General features: G+C 70.0%; 17 protein-coding genes. 12 read left to right on the top strand and 5 right to left on the bottom strand.

From position 1 onward, the window contains the following. A complete protein-coding gene (locus VHR41_18320) occupies window positions 1-723 on the bottom strand; it encodes a pyridoxine 5'-phosphate synthase (GenBank protein ID HEX3236154.1) in 723 nt (240 codons plus the stop codon). A gap of 59 nt (window positions 724-782) precedes the next feature. Here VHR41_18320 and VHR41_18325 point away from each other — a divergent pair, with 59 nt between their 5' ends. Continuing rightward, complete coding sequence (locus tag VHR41_18325; GenBank protein ID HEX3236155.1) at window positions 783-1253, top strand: hypothetical protein; 471 nt, start codon at window positions 783-785, stop codon at window positions 1251-1253. Window positions 1254-1285: 32 nt separating this feature from the next. Here VHR41_18325 and mce read toward each other — a convergent pair whose 3' ends face one another. After that, window positions 1286-1681, bottom strand: coding sequence for a methylmalonyl-CoA epimerase (gene mce / locus VHR41_18330; protein HEX3236156.1), 396 nt, complete (start codon window positions 1679-1681; stop codon window positions 1286-1288). 56 nt (window positions 1682-1737) lie between these two features. On the opposite strand from mce, the gene trxA reads away from it, so the two are divergent. The 11 genes from trxA (at window position 1738) to VHR41_18385 (ending at window position 15596) form a co-directional block, all read left to right on the top strand. After that, window positions 1738-2076, top strand: a complete 339-nt coding sequence (gene trxA, locus VHR41_18335; protein ID HEX3236157.1) for a thioredoxin — start codon at window positions 1738-1740, stop codon at window positions 2074-2076. A gap of 89 nt (window positions 2077-2165) precedes the next feature. Next, entirely contained in the window at window positions 2166-3005 is an 840-nt protein-coding gene (rsmI, locus tag VHR41_18340) for a 16S rRNA (cytidine(1402)-2'-O)-methyltransferase (GenBank protein ID HEX3236158.1), read from the top strand. After that, window positions 3005-3658 carry a DUF4159 domain-containing protein gene (locus VHR41_18345; GenBank protein HEX3236159.1) on the top strand — a complete coding sequence of 218 codons (654 nt, stop codon included), beginning with the start codon at window positions 3005-3007 and terminating at the stop codon, window positions 3656-3658. The genes rsmI and VHR41_18345 overlap by 1 nt, the downstream gene beginning before the upstream one ends. Beyond that, complete coding sequence (locus VHR41_18350; protein ID HEX3236160.1) at window positions 3655-6930, top strand: DUF4175 family protein; 3276 nt, start codon at window positions 3655-3657, stop codon at window positions 6928-6930. Before VHR41_18345 ends, VHR41_18350 begins: the two co-directional genes overlap by 4 nt. Before the next feature lies 1 nt (window position 6931). Next, window positions 6932-8662 carry a hypothetical protein gene (locus VHR41_18355; protein ID HEX3236161.1) on the top strand — a complete coding sequence of 577 codons (1731 nt, stop codon included), beginning with the start codon at window positions 6932-6934 and terminating at the stop codon, window positions 8660-8662. Continuing rightward, a complete protein-coding gene (locus VHR41_18360; protein HEX3236162.1) occupies window positions 8659-9948 on the top strand; it encodes a hypothetical protein in 1290 nt (429 codons plus the stop codon). The genes VHR41_18355 and VHR41_18360 overlap by 4 nt, the downstream gene beginning before the upstream one ends. A gap of 26 nt (window positions 9949-9974) precedes the next feature. Next, window positions 9975-12452 carry a helicase C-terminal domain-containing protein gene (locus VHR41_18365; protein HEX3236163.1) on the top strand — a complete coding sequence of 826 codons (2478 nt, stop codon included), beginning with the start codon at window positions 9975-9977 and terminating at the stop codon, window positions 12450-12452. Between the two features lie 5 nt (window positions 12453-12457). Further along, window positions 12458-13075, top strand: a complete 618-nt coding sequence (locus VHR41_18370) for a fumarylacetoacetate hydrolase family protein (protein HEX3236164.1) — start codon at window positions 12458-12460, stop codon at window positions 13073-13075. Further along, the gene (locus tag VHR41_18375) at window positions 13072-14268 is read left to right on the top strand and encodes an aminotransferase class I/II-fold pyridoxal phosphate-dependent enzyme (protein HEX3236165.1); all 1197 of its coding nucleotides are present in this window, start codon (window positions 13072-13074) and stop codon (window positions 14266-14268) included. The genes VHR41_18370 and VHR41_18375 overlap by 4 nt, the downstream gene beginning before the upstream one ends. After that, window positions 14252-15127, top strand: coding sequence for a hypothetical protein (locus VHR41_18380; protein ID HEX3236166.1), 876 nt, complete (start codon window positions 14252-14254; stop codon window positions 15125-15127). The genes VHR41_18375 and VHR41_18380 overlap by 17 nt, the downstream gene beginning before the upstream one ends. 25 nt (window positions 15128-15152) lie before the next feature. Next, window positions 15153-15596, top strand: coding sequence for a hypothetical protein (locus VHR41_18385; GenBank protein ID HEX3236167.1), 444 nt, complete (start codon window positions 15153-15155; stop codon window positions 15594-15596). Here the strand turns inward: VHR41_18385 and VHR41_18390 are convergent. Genes VHR41_18390 through gltX form a run of 3 tightly spaced genes read right to left on the bottom strand, consistent with a single transcriptional unit; the run spans window position 15593 to window position 18890 of the window. Beyond that, window positions 15593-16171 carry a hypothetical protein gene (locus tag VHR41_18390; GenBank protein ID HEX3236168.1) on the bottom strand — a complete coding sequence of 193 codons (579 nt, stop codon included), beginning with the start codon at window positions 16169-16171 and terminating at the stop codon, window positions 15593-15595. The genes VHR41_18385 and VHR41_18390 overlap by 4 nt on opposite strands. Window positions 16172-16230: 59 nt before the next feature. Then, entirely contained in the window at window positions 16231-17445 is a 1215-nt protein-coding gene (locus tag VHR41_18395) for a CapA family protein (GenBank protein HEX3236169.1), read from the bottom strand. Continuing rightward, window positions 17445-18890 carry a glutamate--tRNA ligase gene (gltX, locus tag VHR41_18400; GenBank protein HEX3236170.1) on the bottom strand — a complete coding sequence of 482 codons (1446 nt, stop codon included), beginning with the start codon at window positions 18888-18890 and terminating at the stop codon, window positions 17445-17447. The genes VHR41_18395 and gltX overlap by 1 nt, the downstream gene beginning before the upstream one ends. Window positions 18891-18914: the final 24 nt, after the last annotated feature.

Here is an 18914-nt window from a genome sequence, read left to right on the forward strand (position 1 = left end):
TCAGCGCCTCGCGCCGCGCACCAAGTGGCCCATCTCGCTGACCGCGGAGCGCATCCCGACCATTGCGGCGCGGCTCACCACGCTGTGGCCGATGTTGAGCTCCTCGATCTCCATTATGGCGGCGACCGGCACGACATTCTGGTAGGTGAGACCATGGCCCGCGTGCACGAACAAGCCCATGTCGGCCGCGTGACGCGCCGCCCGGCGGAGCTCCTCCAGGGCCGCATCACCTTGGCGCCAGCCATGGGCGTAGCGTCCGGTGTGCAGCTCGACCGCGGGGACGCCCAGGTCTTTGGCGGCGTCGAGCGCGGCGGCGTCGGGATCCACGAACAGGCTCACCCGGGCCCCGACCTCGTCCAGCCGGCGAATCGTCTCCCGAAGCCGCGGATTGGGCCGGGCCAGGTCGAGCCCGCCCTCAGTCGTCACTTCTTCCCGCCGCTCGGGAACGATGGTGGCCTGGTAGGGTCGCAGGCGGCAGGCGAGCTCGACCACATCCGAGCTGGTGGCGAGCTCGAGGTTGAGGACCTTCACCCTGGGGGCCAGGCGCTCGACATCGTGATCCTGGATGTGGCGGCGGTCTTCCCGAAGGTGGACAGTGATTCCGTCTGCTCCGGCAGCCTCGCAGAGAAGGGCGGCCTCGACCGGGTCGGGCTCGTCGGTCCGCCGCGCCTCCCGCACGGTCGCGACGTGATCGACGTTGATGTACAGCCGGATCGGTGTCATTGCCCGGGGCTCCAGAGCCGGTTAAGTTCGCCAGCCAACATCCCACCAGTGAGAGAGTTGTGATTCAGCGACTAGGGTTCGCGGCCGGGCTTGCGCTGGCTGCGTGCGGTGGTGCCGGCGCCGGGACAGCGCCGGTCCGGCCGGCCGGCACCGCGGCCGAGGCGGTGCAGAGCTTCATGAAGGCCGTAGTGGACAGCAATGTGGCCAAGATGGCGTCCCTCTGGGGCACCGCCGCGGGCCCGGCGTCCAAGACCCACCAGCCGTCGGACTACGAGCGCCGGGTCACCATCATGCAGGCGTACCTCCGCAGCGACGACTCGCGGATCGCGTCCGACACCCCGCAGAACCCTCCCACCAAGCACGCCGTGCAGGTCGAGATCCGTCGCGCCGCCTGCACCTGGATCGTGCCGTTCGTGGTGATCCAGCTGGCAGACGGGAGCTGGCTGGTCAACCAGGTGGACATTGCCGCGGCCGGCAACCCCGCGCGTCCGTGCAACCCCTCGGAGAAAGACAGCACCGGCCAGCAGTGACCCGGGAACCTCTCACGCCGGTCCTTGTTATCTTATTCGGTTAACTCGAGCAGGATCCCCGCCGTCGCCGAGGGATGGACGAAGGCGATGCGGCGCCCGCCAGCGCCCAGCCGGGGAACCTCGTCGATCAACCGGTAGCCGGCCGCACGACACGCGTCGAGGGCGGCATCCAGGTCGGTCACCCGATAGCAGATGTGATGAATGCCGGGGCCGCGCCGGGTGAGGAACCGGCCGATGGGACTGTCTGGCTGGAGTGGTGCCAGCAGCTCCACCTCGGCATCACCGAAGGGCAGGGCCACGATGGCGGCACCGTCGGCGGTCTCAGGGGCATGGGGTTCGAGGCCCAGCACGTCGCGGTAGAAGGCAAGGGCCACGTCGAGGTCGGGCACGGCAACGCCGACATGCGCGATGCGGGGGCGATCAGGCACGCGGTCCCTCCGACGGATTTGAGTCGAGCAGGTATCAACTACAGGAGAATAACATCATGGCCGCGCCGAATGCTCCCAGTGTCCACGTGACCGACGCCTCGTTCGCCGCCGAAATCGAGCAGGCGAACGGACTCATTCTGGTCGATTTCTGGGCGACCTGGTGCGGGCCGTGCCTCATCGTCGCTCCCATACTGGAGCAGCTCGCGGGTGAGTACGCCGGTCGCGCCAAGGTGGCCAAGGTGGACGTCGACGCCAACCAGCGGACCGCGATGCGGTTCAACGTGCGCTCGATTCCCAGCATCCTCTTCTTCAAGAACGGCCAGCACGTCGACACCGTGATCGGCGCCGTTCCCAAGGCCACGCTGGAAGGCAAGATCAAGCAGCACCTCGCCTGAGACGGTGATCTCACGGAAAGGAGTGGAGGGGCCGTCGCCGGCCCCTCCACTCCTTTCGTCTTTCCGGTCCGGGCTATCATTCCGGCACCATGAGCGATCCCGGCACACTCTACGTCGTGGCGACTCCGCTGGGCAACCTGAACGACCTCACGGCACGTGCCAGCGAGGTGCTCCGGTCCGTGCCGGTGGTGGCCGCGGAGGATACCCGCCGCACCCGCGGTCTCCTGGCTCACCTCGGCGCGTCACCGACCGTGCTCAGCTACCACGCGCACTCGGAGGACCGCCGGCTGGAGGCGCTGCTGGAGATCCTCGCAGAGGGCCGGGACGTCGCGCTGGTCTCCGACGCGGGCACCCCAGGCGTCAGTGACCCTGGCGCCGGCCTGGTCTCGGCCGCCCGCGCCGGGGGGATCACCGTCATCCCGGTCCCGGGCCCTTCGGCGGTGGCGACGGCACTGTCCGCCTCGGGGCTTCCCGCGGACCGCTACGTCTTCCTGGGATTCGTGCCTCGTAAAGGGAGCGAGCGGACCCGGCTCCTGGCCCGTGCGGCGTCGGAGGAATGGAGCGTCGTCCTGTTCGAGGCGCCGTCCCGACTGGTGGCATTGCTCCGAGATCTCGGCGCGGCGGCGGGGGCGGGCCGTCCGGCGGTAGTCGCGCGTGAGCTGACCAAGCTGCACGAGGAGTTTCGGGCCGACACGCTGGGCGAGCTGATGAACTATTATTCTGAGGTCCCCCCGCGTGGCGAGCTCACCATCGTGCTGCAGGGCACGGGCGGCCCGGCGGCGCCCTCGGATCGCACGGAGGACGCTGTCGAACAGGCCACCGTGCTCCTGGCCCAGGGTCTCACCCGGCGCGAGGTGGTGCGGCGGCTGACCGAAACCCTCGGGCTGCCACGGAACGACGCCTACCGGCTGGTGATGGAGTTGCCCTGATGGTCCGTGCCGCCCTGCTCGCGCTGGTCGCGCTTTTGGCTCCCAGGCCGGCGCCCGTCATGACCATCGGCCGGCTGCATTACGAGGGCGGCGGCGACTGGTACGCCAATCCCTCCAGCCTGCCGAACCTGCTGCGGGCGATCCGTGAGCGTACCACCCTGCCGGTGGCCGATACCGAGGTCGTGGTCACGCTGAGCGACGACCGGCTCTGGTCGATGCCGTACCTCCACATGACCGGCCACGGCAACGTCCACTTCAGCGATTCGGATCTGGCCAACCTGCGAGCCTGGCTGCTCCAGGGCGGGTTCCTCCACGCCAGCGACAATTACGGGATGGATGCCTCGCTCCGGCGCGAGCTGGCCCGGCTCTTTCCCGATCACCCCCTGGTGGAGGTCCCGCTGGACCATCCGATCTACCACCTGGTGTACGACTTTCCCAAGGGACTGCCCAAGATCCACGTGCACGACGGCAAGCCGGCCCAGGGGTTCGGCATCTTCCTGGATGGGCGGCTCGCCGTGTTCTATGACTATCAGTGCGACCTGGGCGACGGCTGGGAGGACGCCGAAGTGCATCACGATCCGCCGGAGAAGCACGAGGCGGCGCTCCGGATGGGCGTGAACCTCTTCGCCTACGCCGTGGGGTACGGCGGGTGAGCGCTCCCGCAACCGGGGAGGCCCTGGCACGCCTCGCCTCTCCGCTCAGAGCCCGATCGTGGATCGGTTGGAGCACGCTTGGGCTCGGCCTGGGCGGATTGCTCCTCGGCGTGGCGGCGTGGTCGGCACGGCTGGGGTGGATCGACGCGCCGTACTGGGTCCTGGTCGCGTGGGGCGTGGCGATCGCGGCGCTGATCCTGGTGGCCTGCTTCGCCTGGGTGGCACAGGCACGGCTGGCGCCGTTACGGGTGGCCGGCCGACTCGAGGAGCTGGGCGCCTGGCGCTCCGGGACCTTGACCGCGCTCCTGGGCGTGATCGCGCCGGGCACCAGCGAGGCGCTCTTCGAGCTGGCCGACCGGGCGCAGGCCGCCGATCTCGAGCGCCGTGGGCCCGCGGCGGTGGCGCCGCTCGCCCGCGTGGTCCGAGTCATCATGCTGGCGGGGGCGGGGCTCCTGGTGCTCGGGCTCACGGCCTTCACCTCCGCCGGGCCGATTCGAGGCGCCGCTGCCGCGCTCTGGCACCCGCGTCGTGCCTGGGAAGCGACCATCGCTCCGCTCCGCATCCGCCCGGCGCGTGGCGTGGTCGACCGGGGAGATTCGGTGGACCTCGAGCTCCTGGCGTTCGGGCGGCGGGACGCCACGCTCTGGCTCAGGTCTCCCGGGGAAGCATGGCGTCCGCGCAGCGTGGCACTCGACTCCACCGGCCGCGCCCGCATCAGCACGGGCCCGCTCGAGAGCGACCTCTTCGCCCGCATCACCAGCGGGAGCCGTGGGTCGGACACGGTGCTGGTCCGGGTGCGCCTGCCGGTCTTCCTGGGCTCAGTCACGGTCACCGCCCACTACCCCGCCTATCTGGGACTCGAGGCCGAGCCGGTTCCGACCAGCGGTGACACGCTGCTGCTTCCGGCCGGCACTCGCCTGGAGACTCGAGGCGAGGCGACGGCACCCCTGGCCCGCGCGGCCTGGTCGGCGGGACGTCTCGTGGCATCACTCGCGGTCGAGGATGGACGGTTCCGCGGCAGCTTCGTTCCCCCGAGCTCCGGAGAGTATCGCCTCTCACTGACCACCAGAAGCGGGGCCCCGCTAGCCGGCGACACCGTACGATTGCCGGTCCGCGTCGTCGCCGACAGCGCCCCACGGGTGGACGTTCCGGTGCCCGGCGTGGACACCCTGGCGCCAGTGAGTCTCCAGGTCCCGCTGGTGTTGGATGTCCGGGATGATCACCAGATCACCGAGGTGACGCTGCTGAGCCGCCGGATCAGCTATCTCGGCGTGACGGACTCCTTCCGCCGGGAAACCATTCCACTCCCGGCGGAGAAGCCGGACCGCGCCATCCTCACCTATACCCTCGATCTCAACCGGCGGGGTCTCCTGCCTGGGGATACGGTGCGCTACTACGCGGTCGCGGCGGACAATACCCCGCAACGGCAGACCGGCCGGTCGCGCCAGTTCGTGCTGCGCCTGCCCACGATGAGCGAGGTGCGCGCGGCCGAGCGGCTGGCAAGCGCCACGGTGGCAAGCCAGCTCGACTCGGTGACGGCGGCGAGCAAACGGCTCGAGCGCCAGACCGGCGACCTGGCCCAGGAGCGCTCGCGGCCGGTGGAAAGCGCAGGAGAGAAGCAGGGCGAGTCGCTCACCTTCGAGGAGGCCAAGCGGGCCGAAACGGTCGCGCAGTCCCAGCAGGAGCTCATGAAGCAGGCTGAGCGGCTCAAGCAGTCGTTGGACGCGTTGCGGAAGAGCGCGGAGGCGGCCGGCCTGGCAGATACGGCCTGGCAACGGGAACTCTCCGAGATCCGGGAGCAGATCGATCGTGCGCTCTCGCCGGAGCTGCGCGAGCGGCTGGCCGCACTGCAGCAGGCGCTCAAGAACCTCGATGCGGATCGCGCCAAGGACGCCCTCGAGCGCCTGGCCGAGTCCCAGAAGGAGTTGCGGGATGCCTTGGAGCGGAGCAAGGAGCTGTTCCGCCGCGCTGCCCTCGAAGGGGACCTGGCCAACCTGAGCAAGGAATCGAAGGATCTGGCCCAGGAACAGCGACAATGGAACGCGCAGGTCCCCTCGGCCGACAGCACGCGCGCGGCAGCCGCCGAACAGCAGCTCGCCACCCGGGCCGACTCCCTGGGATCGGCACTGGACCGCATCGCCAAATCGATGGATGCGCCGGCGCGGCAGGAGCGGCTCGATTCGGCGGGGCAGCAGGCGAGTCGGGCCGCGCGGCAGATGCAGCAGGCGAGCAAGGAGAGTCGCGCCGGACGTCGGCAGCAGGCGCAGAAGTCCGGCGAGAAGGCGGCCCAATCCCTGGAGCCCCTGTCCGACCAGCTCCAGAGTGAGCGTCAGGACATGCAGCGGGAGTGGCGCGAGGAGGTGGCGAAGGGTCTGGATCAGGCGCTCGCCGAAACCAGCCGGCTGGCGCAACGCGAGCTGACGCTGGCGGAGTCGCTCCGTACCGAAGGCGATGCCGGTGGCTCGCTGCGGGCGGAGCAAGGCGCCATCGAGGAGGGGCTCCAACGGGTGCTGGAGCAGGTGCGCAGGACGGCCGGGAAGAATGCCCTGGTGCCTCCGGCCATCGGCAAGGCGCTCGGCGGGGCGCAGGAGCAGATGCAGCGAACCCGGGAAGCCATCAGCAACACCACGCCCAACTCACGGGAAGGCGCGGAAGCGGCGGGCGGCGCGGTGGACGCCTTGAACGCGGCGGCGTACCAGCTGCTGCGCGCCCGGAGCGATGTCGCGGGCTCGGAGTCCGGGTCCGGACTCCAGGAGGCGATGGAACGGATGGCGCAGCTGGCGCAGCAGCAGGGCGGCCTGGGCCAGCAGTCGGCTGGCCTGTTGCCGATGGCTGGCTCCGGCGCCATTCAGGAGCAGCTCCGACGGCTGGGCGCGCAACAGCGGGCGCTGGCCGAGGAGCTGCAGAAGCTGAAAGGGCAGGGAAACATGCCGGGCGCGGGTGAGATGGGCGACGAAGCCAAGGAGCTGGCCAAACGCCTCGAGGCCGGGCGGCTGGACCGCCAGATGGTGGAGCGCCAGGAGCGGCTGTTCCGCCGGATGCTGGATGCCGGACGCACCCTGCAGGGTCGGGAGGAAGACGAGCGGAAGGAGCGGCAGAGCACCGTGGCCACCGATGACAGTGTCCACCTGCCGCCGGCGCTCCGGGCGCGGCTCCAGGGCGAGGACGGGTTGCGGGTGCCGACCTGGGACGAGCTGCAGCAGCTCTCCCCGGAGGAGCGCAGGCTGGTCGTGGATTACTTCCGCCGGCTTTCCGAGCCGGGTGCACGATAGCGTGCGGACACTCGCGGCGGTCCTCGGCTGGCTCGGCGTACTGTCCAGCGCGCTGCCGGCGCAGCAGCAGGCGATGTCGCGCGCGTTCGACCTGGAGCGCCGGGGCAACTATCCAGCGGCCGCCGAGGCCTACCGGTCAGTTCTGGTTGGCTCGCCGGGCGACCCGGCTGCGCTGCTAGGCCTCGAGCGGGTGCTGCTGCCGCTGGACCGGAGTGCCGAGATCCTGCCTGCCGTGCGCGCCGGGCTGGCGGCGAACCCGCGGAGCGGACCGCTCTACGGCATCGCGCTCCGCGCCTGGGCCGCCGCGGACCGGCCCGACAGCATCCGGGCGATCGCCGAGCGCTGGGCGGCGATCGCCCCGGGCGACGAGACGCCGTACCGGGAATGGGGCGGCGCGGCGCTGGGCCGACACGATCGGCGCGGTGCCGTGGAGGCGTATACCCGAGGCCGTGAGGAACTTCACCGTTCGGACGCGCTCGCCGCCGAGATGGCTCAGCTGGCCTACGCCGACGGTGATTACGCGGGCTCGCTCAGGGAGTGGCTCGCCGCCGTCCGCCGGGCGCCGGGATACCGGGCCACTGCCATCGCCACTTTGGGACAAGTGCCCGAAGCCGCACGGCCCGCGCTCCTGGCGGAGTTGCAACGGCAAGGCGCCGAGCTGCCCGTCCGGCGGCTCGAGGCCGAGCTCAGGGTCCGCTGGGGCGATCCGCTCGGAGGTCTGCAGGTGCTGCAGCGCGCCCTGCCGGAGAGCCGCACGATGGCGGTGGAGGCGCTCCGGGGCGTGCTCGACCAGCTCCGACCGCTCCAGACCCGGGAGGGCAAACTGGCGCAGGGCCAGGCGCTGGAGGAGCTCGCCGGACGCACCCCCGACCCGGAAGGGTCCCGGCTTCGGCTGGAGGCGGCCCAGATCTACTCCGCCGCGGGCGACCGCGAGGCGGCGCGGCGCATGCTGGCCGGACTGGCCGACGACCACGGCGCCCCGAATGCCGTGTCCGCGGGCGCCGCCACCACGCTGGTGAGCGTGCTGATCGCCGAAGGCAAGCTGGACGAGGCGGGCCGCCGGCTCAAGGAGATCCAGTCGACTACCACCGCCGACGAGCTCGCCATGCTTCGGCGCCGCCTGGTTCTCGGCTGGATACGGGCCGGTGAGTTGACCCGCGCCGATTCGACGCTCGGGTCCGACAGCACGATCGAGGGATCCGCACTGCGCGGCGAGATCCGGCTCTACCGCGGTGATGTGGCGGGGGCGATCGAAGGCTTCAAGGCCGCCGGTCCCTATGCGGGAGAGCGCGCCGAGGCCACTCAGCGGACCGCGCTGCTCGCCCTGCTGCAGCCGATGGAGGCGGAGAGTCTTCCCGCCCTGGGTCACGCGCTTCTGGTCCTGGCCCGGGGCGACACCACCGACGCCGCGGCCCGGCTCGAGCGGGTGGCGGCCGACCTGCCGCCCGACAAGGGAGGCGCCGAGGTCCGGCTCCTGGCCGGACGCTTGTACGGCCAGGCGGGGAAGTCGAGCGAGGCCGAGCGGCTTTTTCTCGCCGCCGCGGGACCCGACGCGCCGGGCACCGCGCCGGCGGCGGAGCTCGCCCTGGCCGAGCTGCTGATCGAGCAGGGCCGCACGGCCGACGCGATTCCGCGGCTGGAGCATCTGATTCTCACCTATCCTGAGAGCGCGCTGGTGCCCCAGGCTCGGCGCCGGTTGGATCAGGCTCGCGGCGCGGTGCCGAAAACATGAAACGGCGAGACTTCCTCATCAGCGGGACGGCCGGCCTGGTCGCGCTGTCACCCCGGCTCGGCCGGGTCGGGCTCTTCAGCGCCGCGCCATGGCTGCTGGTCCCGATGGACGACGCGCAATCCGATCACCTGAAGGCGTACGGCGTGGCATTCCGAGTGCTGGAGCGGGGCAGCCGGGCGGAGTGGTTCCTCAACTATCGGAACGGCTCCTTCCTGTTACCGGGCGACGCGGCCACCGCGCGGGACGCGGCGCTGGCCGGCGTGGCGGTGGAGCCGCTCGATGATGGCCAGGTGGTTCAACTCCGTGGATCGCTGCAAGGCGGGAACATGGACGCGGTGCCCCTGGAGAAGGCGCCCAAGGTGGCGGTCTACGCGCCGCCCAACGCGGCTCCCTGGGACGACGCGGTCACGATGGCGCTCAACTACGCGGGGATCTCGTTCGACAAGGTGTGGGACGCCGAGGTCGTCGGCGGCAAGCTCAAGACCTACGACTGGCTTCACCTGCACCACGAGGATTTCACCGGCCAGTACTCCAAGTTTTTTCTCAACTACGCCGGGGCGCCCTGGCTGGTGGAGATGGTGGATCGCAACCGGGCGATCGCCAAGCAGCTCGGGTTCCCCTCGGTCCCGGCGGAGAAGCGGGGGGTGGCGGTGGCGATCGCCGAGTTCGTGGGTCGGGGCGGCTTTCTGTTCGCCATGTGCACGGCCACCGAGACGCTCGATCTGGCGCTCGCCGCCGACCACGTCGACATCGCGGCGGCGTACGCCGACGGAACTCCGATGGATCCGGACGCCTCCCGCCGGATGCACTGGGAGCTGGCCCTGGCGTTTCAGAACGCGCAGCTGGAGCTGAGCCCGACGATTCCGGTGTACTCCGACATCGATGGCCATCAGGTCAACTCCCCGGATCGGCGGCAGCAGCTCGGCTCCTTCACGCTGTTCAACTTCAGCGCGAAGATCGATCCAGTGGCCACCATGCTGGTGCAGAACCACCGACAGGTGATTCCCGATTTCTACGGGCTCACGACCTCCTTCACCCGAAAGACCCTCAAGCCCAGCGTCACGGTCCTGGCCGACGAGCCGGGTGCCCCGTGGGTCAAGTACATCCACGGCGAGCATGGGCAGGGCACCTGGACCTTCTTCGGGGGCCACGATCCGGAGGATCCGCAGCATCAGATCGGCGACGTGCCCACCGATCTCTCGTTGCACCCGCACTCGCCCGGCTACCGGCTCATCCTCAACAACGTCCTCTTCCCCGCGGCAAAGAAGAAGGAGCTCAAGACCTGAGCGGCGCCGATCGGATTGCTCCAGGCGTGCGGGCCGCGCTCGCCGCCGAGATTGGCGCGGCCGGCGGGCGGGAGGTCTCGTTTGTCGCCCAGGTGGATCGCGATGGCGTGATCACCAGCGCGCGCGCCGTGGCGCGCGGCACCGTCGAGATGGTGCTGGCGCTCCCGGGGGCAGCCCGCCGGGGCGAGATGCTGCTGCACAATCACCCCAGCGGACATCTGGAGCCCTCGGGCGCGGACCTCAACGTGGCCGCCCGGCTGCACGACGGCGGCGTCGGCTTCGGGATCATCACCAACACCGCGGACGCGCTGTATGTAGTGGTGGAGGTGCCCCGAGACCGCGAGGTGGTGCGGCTCGATCCATTCGAGGTGATCGAGGCGCTCGGCGAAGGCGGCCCAGTGGCCGGCGAGCTGGGGCAGTACGAGGACCGGCGCTGCCAGCGGGATATGGCGGCCTACATCGCGGACGGTTACAACGATGGCGGGGTGCAGCTGCTCGAGGCCGGGACCGGCGTCGGCAAGTCGTTCGCCTATCTGGTTCCGGCGCTGCACTGGGCCCGCGCCAATGGCGAGCGCACCGTGGTCAGCACCAACACCATCAACCTGCAGGAGCAGCTGGTGGGGAAGGATCTCCCGCTGCTCCGGCGGGCGCTGGCCACGGCGGATTACACGCCCACCTTCGCCCTGCTCAAGGGTTGGCGGAACTACCTGTGCCTCTCCCGGATGCACCAGGCGGTGGCGTCGCAACGCACCCTGCTGGAGCAGGACAAGCTGGACGAGCTGATCGCCATTGCGGAATGGGCGGGGCACACGGCCGACGGTACCCTGAGCGATCTGCCGGTCACGCCGACGCCGGAAGTCTGGGACGAGGTCAGCGCCGAGGCGGATCTGTGTACCCGGCTCAAGTGCAGTCACTTCGACCGGTGCTTCCTGTTTCGCGCGAGACGGCGCGCCGCGGAGGCGGATGTCGTGGTGGTGAACCATCACCTGCTGGCGGCCGACCTTTCCGTTCGACAGGCGCAGGACAACTGGGAAGAGGCCGCGGTGCTGCCTCCGTACCGGCGGCTGGTGCTGGATGAGGCGCACCACCTGGAGGATGTGGCGGCCAACCACCTCGGCATCTCCGTGACCAGCCGAGCGGTCCGCCGGCTGCTGGCCCGATTCGAGCGCAACGGCCGCGGGCTCGCGCCGACGCTGGCGCAGGAGCTCATGAGCCGGGGCGACCTGCTGAGCCGGGCGAGTCTCGATCTCCTGAGGCAGCGCCTGCTGCCCGCCATTGCCGATGCGCGCCGGGCCACCGACGCGCTCTTCCTCCGCCTGCACGGCCGGCTGGACGATGCCGCCGCGGGACAGCTTCGGCTGGACGACGATTTCGGCGCCGACCCGATCTGGACCGAAGGCCTGGCGGTCGAGCTGGATGCGACCCTGACCGCGTTCCGGGCGCTGCAGGAGAGCGTCGAGACCATCGCGGATCGACTGGCGGAATCGGAAGAGACCGAGCGCCGCGGCGCGATCCTGCAGGAGCTTCGGGCAGTGATCCGCCGGCTGGACGCGATCTCGGACGGGCTCAACCGGTCGCTCCGGCCCCTGTCCGGCGGGCCGCCGACGGTCCGCTGGATGGAGCGCACGCCCCGGGGACAGCATGTGGCACTGTCGGCGGTGCCACTCGATCTGGCGCCCGTGCTCCGGGAGCTGCTGTTCGACCGGCTCGATACCGTGGTGCTCACCAGCGCCACGCTGGCTGCCGGCGGCGAGTTCGAGTTCCTGGAGTCGCGGCTGGGGCTGGCGGGCGAGGATTCGCCGGTGACGGTGCGGGAGGCATTCCCGTCCCCCTTCGATTTTCCGTCGCAGTGCGTGTTCGGCATCCCGAACGACATACCGGAGCCGCGGGAAGACGAGCACGCGCATGCCACCGCGGTGATTCAGGTGGTCACTGACCTGGCCTACGCCAGCGACGGCGGCATGTTCGTGTTGTTCACCAGCCACGCATCGCTCCGGCGCGCGGCCCAGGAGCTTCGAGGCGTGCTCGGCACGCGCTGGCCGATCCTGGTCCAGGGCGAGGGGCCGCGTGACCTCCTGCTGCGCCGCTTCCGGGAGGCGGAGAACGCCATCCTGCTCGGGACCGACTCGTTCTGGGAGGGCGTAGACGTGCCCGGACACGCGCTCCGCGCCCTGGTGATCAACAAGCTACCTTTCAAGGTGCCCTCGGAGCCGGTCACGGCGGCGCGGCTCGAGCGCCTGGCGGAGGAGGGAATGGACGGCTTCATGAACTACCTCCTGCCCCATGCGGCGCTCAAGCTGAAGCAAGGTTTCGGGCGGCTCATTCGGAGCCGGCAGGACATGGGCGTCGTGGTGCTGCTGGATAGCCGGGTCGTCACCCGGCGGTACGGGCCGTTGCTGCTGAGCGGCCTGCCGCGAGCCGAGCGGATCGTGGGGAGCTGGGCCCAGGTCCGAACCAAGTGCGAAGACTTCTTCGCCCGACGGGGTATCGGGGCCATCGCATGATTCCCGTGCGGCCCTCCAAGATCATCGGCATCGGACGGAACTACGCGGCGCACGCGCGCGAGCTGGGCAACGAGGTCCCCGACGTGCCGATCCTGTTCTTCAAGCCCCCCTCCTCCCTCATCGGGCCCGGTGCCCCCATCCGGCTGCCGCACGTCTCCCGGCAAGTGGAGTTCGAGGCGGAGATCGGCGTCGTCGTAGGCAGCCGGCTTGCGGGGGCCGACGAGGCGGCGGCGGAGCGGGGGATCGCGGGATACGTTTGCGTGAACGACGTGACCTGTCGCGACCTGCAGAAGCGCGACGGACAGTGGGGGCGGGCCAAGGGCTTCGACAGCTTCTGCCCGGTGGGTCCGGAGGTCCGGGGCGGCCTCGACTGGCGCGCGTTGGAAGTGATCTGCCGGGTGAACGGGGTGGAACGGCAACGCGCGCCGGCCACCGCCATGCAGTTCTCCATACCGTTCCTGCTCTCCTACCTGAGCGGGATCATGACCCTGGAACCGGGCGACCTGATCGCGACCGGCACACCCGCCGGCACCGGACAGCTGCACGATGGCGACGTCGTGGAGGTGGAGATTCCCGGCGTCGGCATCCTCTCCAACCCCGTCCGCGACGGCGACCACCGATGATCGAGCTGAGCACCCGCGTGCAGTCTCTTCCCGGCTATCCCCTGGCCCAGATCCCGACCATCAAGCGGCGGCTGATCGAGGCGGGGGTCGACGTGATCGACCTGGGCGCCGGCGACAACGACGCGCCACCTCCCGCGGTGGCGGTCGAAGCCATGGCCGCGGCGCTGCACGACCCGGCGTTCAGCAAGTATGGGTTCCAGCAGGGACTGCCCGCATTCCGGCAGGCGGCCTCCCGCTGGATAGAGCGGCGATTTGGCATCCGCTTCGACCCCGCGGCGGAGACGCTGCCGCTGATTGGGTCCAAGGAAGGTCTCTCGCACCTGCCGTTCGCGGTGGTCGACCCGGGGGACGTCGCCATCGTGCCCGAGCCGGGCTACCAGGCGTATCTCGGGGGCGCGCTGCTGGCGGGAGCGGAGCCGTACATCGTGCCGCTCAGGCCGGAGAACGGATTCCTCCTCGAGCTGGAGCGGGTGCCCGAGGCAGTCTTGAGACGGGCCAAGCTCGTCTTCCTCAACTATCCCAACAATCCCACCGCGGCGGTTGCCACGCCGGAGTATCTGGAGCGGGCCGTAGCAGTCTGCCGCAAGCACGGAATCGTGCTGGCCTATGACAACGCCTACTGCGATCTGACGTTCGACGGCTACCGCGCGCCCAGCATTTTCGAGATCCCCGGGAGCCGGGACGTGGCCATCGAGTTCTTCTCGCTCTCCAAGAGCTTCTCGATGGCCGGCTGGCGGCTCGGTTTCGCTGCCGGCAGGCCGGAGCTGATCGGGGCGCTGACACGGGTCAAGTCGTACGTGGACACGGGGCCGTTCCTGGCCGTTCAGCAGGCGGGCGCGGCCGCGCTCGACCGCGCGGAGGAGCTGGTGGCGCCGATCCGCAGCGAGCTGCAGCGCCGGCGGGATGCGGCTGTGACCGCGCTCAGGAAGGCCGGGTTTGCCCTGGAAGCGCCCCGGGCCGCGATGTATCTCTGGATCGCGTTGCCGGCGGGCATCGCGTCCGCCGAGTTCGCCACCCGCGCGCTGGAAGAAACCGGAGCGCTGGTGCTGCCGGGTAGTGCCTTCGGGCCGGCCGGCGAAGGATTCTTCCGGATCGCGCTGACGGTGGGAAGTGGGCGGCTGGGGAGCGCGGCCGAACGGCTGGGGCGCACGCTCCAGGCCATGTCGCGAGGGGAGCTTGCGACCACCGCCTGAGCTCCGACTGCCGCGCGCACCACGCTGGCCGGCCCTGGCGATTGTCGCCAGCGTGCTGGTGCACAGCCTGCTGCTATTCGGCTGGATCGAGGGGCGGGAGCCGGTGCTTCCCCACCGGCCGGGTGCACTGATCGTGCTGCTGCCGCCGGCGGAGGGCCGGCTGGTGGTGCCGATGCCGTATCGAGTCCCCAACCCGGTCGGTCCGGCCGGGCGTGGGACGGCGGGCCCGCGGCCAGTCCGGCCCGCGCTCCCGCGCCGGCAAGCGGAAGTCATCGCCGCCTTGCCGGAGCCAGAACGGAAACCTTCGCCGGTGCGGACCGATACCGGCAGCACGCCGGTGGCACGGCGCCGGCCGACTGTCGGCCTGATCGGCCCAGAGCTGGCGCAGGGCCGTCTCTGGGTGCGTCCGTTGCCACTGCCACCCAAGGAGCTGGCCCAGCGACTCACCAAAAGCCACGCCCAGCTGGTTGACAGCGCGGTCACGGCCATCGTGCAGGCGTACCTGGATTCCATCGCGGCCGATCCCGCCTCGCGCAACGCGGCGCTTCCGAGCTGGACCAAGGAGATCGCCGGCAAGAAGTTCGGCGTCGACAGCAAGAACATCTACATCGCCGGGCTCAAGATCCCGGCGGCGGTGCTGGCGCTGCTTCCGATTCCCGCTGGGAACATCGACCAGAACCGGGCCTACAATCATCTGATGGACATGCGGGCCGATCTGCAGTACGCGGCCCAGCGCTCGGCCAACATGGAGGAGTTCAAGGAGACGATCCGGGAGATCCGGCTGCGGAAAGAGCGGGAGGAGGAGTTCCAGCGGAATCAGCGGACGGCGCCGCCACCGGACACGGCGGCGACCCCATGACCGTTCCTGGAAGGGAAGCACACGCATGAAGCTGGTGGATACCGAGGAGACCGTGGTGCTGGTGACGGGCACCTCCGTGAGCTCCGAGGAGCGCGACCGGCCCCTCGCCTATCGGCTCAAGGCCGAGATCGACCAACGAGGGGCGGGGCACGCCTACCGCCGCGCGGTGGTCGTCGGCGATCTCTGGTACCTCGACAACCGCATCTTCCAGCTCAATCCGACCATCGCCATCGGCGGGCCGGGGGCGAACGGGGTGGCACAGGAGTTCTCCGGTGTGCTGCCCACGGTCTACAACGACGAGGAGCAGGTCTTCGTGCAGATCGATTTCGAGGGCGAGCTCAAGCGGGCAGCGCTCTGGGGCGTGAACGCCGGATTCACCGCCACGGCCGTGGACGTGTTCACCACCCGGGGGTATCTGGACGATCTGCTCGGCCGCATCTGGCGGTTTCGGGTGGGGACGTTCGTCTAGAGGCCCAGCAGGTCCGCCAGCGCCCGGTCGATCAGCTCCGACGTCTCTCCATCGATGATCTTGCGCAGCACGTCCACCGCCTCGAGCGGCAGACTCTCGGGGTGGATCCGGTCGCGGTCGTAGCGGACGATGTTGCCCAGCGGAATCGGCGCGACCTGCGGATCATCCCCACTCTCCTCTCCATCGACATCCTCGTCCGCGATCGATGCTTCGTAGCTCGAACCCGGCACGCTGGCCGACCAGGGCTCCTCCGCCTCATCGTCGGTCTCGGGAAGTGGTACCATGGCGTACAGCTGACATTGCAGACCGGGCGGAGCGGTCCGGGCCACCAGCACGACTTGCACTGGCTCATCGAAGATCCCGAGCTCGTAGATCTGGGCCCAGGCCTCCGGGGGCATGACCGAGCGCGAGATGAGGCGGCCGTTCCGGAAACACCCCATGCACACCATCCCGTCCGGCACCCGCTCGTCATTGACCAGCTGCACGCTGAGCGGGACCGGCCGCTCGGTGGCCGCAATCGCCGCCGGGGAGGGCGTAGAGTCGGGTTCGGTGGGTTCCGGCAGGTCAGGATTCATTGAGAATCAGTAGAGCAGTCCCTTCGGCTGGGCAAGCTCGTTGGAGCCCGTGAGGCCCGTCACTCCAGCGAAATCTTGCCGTCCGGCGCCAGACGCGCACCAGCATCTCCGAAATCCTCGGCGGAGAGCTGGCGGAGGAGCTCCAGCGCCCGGCCGTCGGGGTCGGGAGCCGGTCCCTGCCGGGGGAACTGGCGCATCGGCACGAACCGGGCGCCACTCAGCCGGCGATCCGGGGCGTACTCCAGCTGCAGCACACCGGTGATTCCCAGCGGCCCGGCCAGGCTGAAGCCTCGGTAGGTCAGGAAATTCCCCAGCGAGTAGACGATCGGTTTCCCTCGATAGAGCTCGATGCCGCGGAGCACGTGCGGTCCGTGGCCCACCACCCCGTCAGCTCCGGCATCGATCACCGCGTGGGCCCACCGCCGCAACTCGCCGCGCGGCTCATGTCCCAGCGACTCGGCCTGCTCCGGCGTGTGAACGGCTCGGATTCCTTCGCTCCCGCCATGGAAGGTGACAAGGAGCAGGTCCACCAGCGGGCGCAGCGAATCGATCACCGCGGTGCTGCGCTGGATGTCCAGCAGATCGTAGGCGAACGGGTAGGTGCTGAAGCCGATCAGCCCGACGATCGTGAGGCTGTCCCCTCGTCGGACGCTGTCGATGGCGATGCGTCCGATGGGACCGTAGAAATCGATTCCGAGGCTGTCGAGCAGCGCCTCGGTCGACACCCGTCCGGCCGGGCCATAGTCGTTGGCGTGGTTGTTCGCCAGGTTGAGATGGGTGAAGCCCGCCTCCCGCAATCGGGGGGCGAGTGCCGTGGGAGTGCGGAAGGCGAAGCAGCCGGCCTCATCCGAGGTGCTGTCGATGGGCGCCGGCAGGTGCCGCCGCCGGCGACGGCGGAGCTCCCGCTCGCGGCGGGCGATGCGCTCGCGGAGCCACTCGCACTTGACCGATGATCCGGTGTCCGCCAGTACTCCTTCGAAGTTTCCCACCACCAGGTCGCCGACCAGCGACGGGCGGGCCCGGTCGAGGAGACCGCGCCCCTCATCCGGCGGCACCCCGTCGGAGAACGTGCTGGTGCCGAGGTTGATGTCCCCGACGAAGGCGAGGCGAACCGGGGCGTAGAGCCGGGCCGGAGGCCCCGGCGCGAGAGGTGCCGCGGGCGCCGGCGGCGGAGGTGTGGTGGTGTCGGGAAGAGGGCGCGGTGGGGATGGCGGCGGGGCGCGGCCACAGGCCGCCGCTGCCGCCAGGATCGCCAGCCGGCCCACTCGCCGCATCAGGCCGCGGACTGGGGGTTGCTCCAGCGCCGGGCGACGGCGCGCATGCGCTCGATGGCCCGCTGGCGGCCGACCACGGCCAGGAGCTCGTTCACTGGCTCGGAGACGGTCGAGCCGGTGAGGGCCACCCGGATCGGCTGCATCGTGTCACCCAGCTTGAACCCGTGCGCTTCGGCCACGCTCTTGAGACACTCCACGATGCGCTCCGGCGCCCAACCATTGGCGGGGAGCTGCTCCAGGGCGCTCGCCGCGGTCTCCAGGTTCGCCGCGAAGGCAGGCCCCATCTTCCGGATCAGCGCCTCACCCTTGGCATCGAGCGGCGCGCGCGCCGGATCGAGCCGCACTGCGATCTGCTCCGCGACATGAATGATGGTCCGGGAACGGGCCTTCACGGCGTCGATGAGCGGCGCGAGATCCCCGCCGCCGGGATTCACCCCGATGTGCTCCAGTTGCCGGCGAACCGCGGGGACGAGCTCTTCGGCGGGAAGCGCGGAGAGATACTGGCCGTTCATCCACTCGAGCTTCGTGGTATCGAAGACGGCGGCCTTCTTCTGGATCCCCTCCAGGGTGAAGAGGCGGATCATCTCCTCCCCGGCCACGATCTCGCGATCACCGCCGGGCGACCAGCCGAGCAGCGCCAGGAAGTTGCGCATCGCCGCGGGGAGGATCCCCTGTTTCTGGTAGTCGCCCACGGCGGTGGCGCCGTGGCGCTTGGACAGCTTCTTCCCGTCGGCGCCGAGGATCATGGGGACATGGGCGAAGACCGGGAGCGGGTGACCGAGGGCCCGGTACAGGGCGATCTGTTTGGGCGTGTTGGAGATGTGGTCGTCGCCCCGAATCACGTGAGTGATGTCCATGGCGATGTCGTCGCTCACCACGGCCAGATTGTAGATCGCGCTGTGGTCGCTCCGGAGAATGACGAAATCGTCGAGGTCCCGACCCTGGAAGCTGATCCGCCCGTGTACCGCATCGTCCCAGGCGATCTCCTCGTCCTGCAGCAGGAAGCGAATGGTCGAGGGTGTGCCCGCGCGGATGCGGGCTTCGATTTCCGCGGGGGCGAGCCGGAGGCAGCGGCGGTCGTAGCGAAAGGCGGCACCGGCCGCTGCGGCCGCGGCGCGCTGCGCGTCCAGCTCCTCCCGGGTACAGAAGCAGCGATACGCCTTGCCTTCGGCCAGCAGGCGCTCGGCGCTGGCCTGGTGGCGGGCGGCGTACTCGCCCTGGAAGAGCGGGCCTTCGTCCCAGGTGATCCCGAGCCAGGTCAGCCCCTCCAGGATCACACGGGTGTGCTCCTCGGTGCTCCGCTCCCGATCGGTGTCTTCGATCCGCAGGATCAGGGTGCCAGCCGTGTGCCGAGCGAAGAGCCAGTTGAACAGCGCGGTGCGGGCGCCACCGACGTGGAGATAGCCGGTGGGGGACGGGGCGAAGCGAACGCGCGGTGAGCTCATGGGTCCTGGGCGAAGCGTCAAAGG

It is taken from the genome of Gemmatimonadales bacterium (assembly GCA_036265815.1).
Lineage (GTDB): Bacteria > Gemmatimonadota > Gemmatimonadetes > Gemmatimonadales > GWC2-71-9 > CAVVWJ01.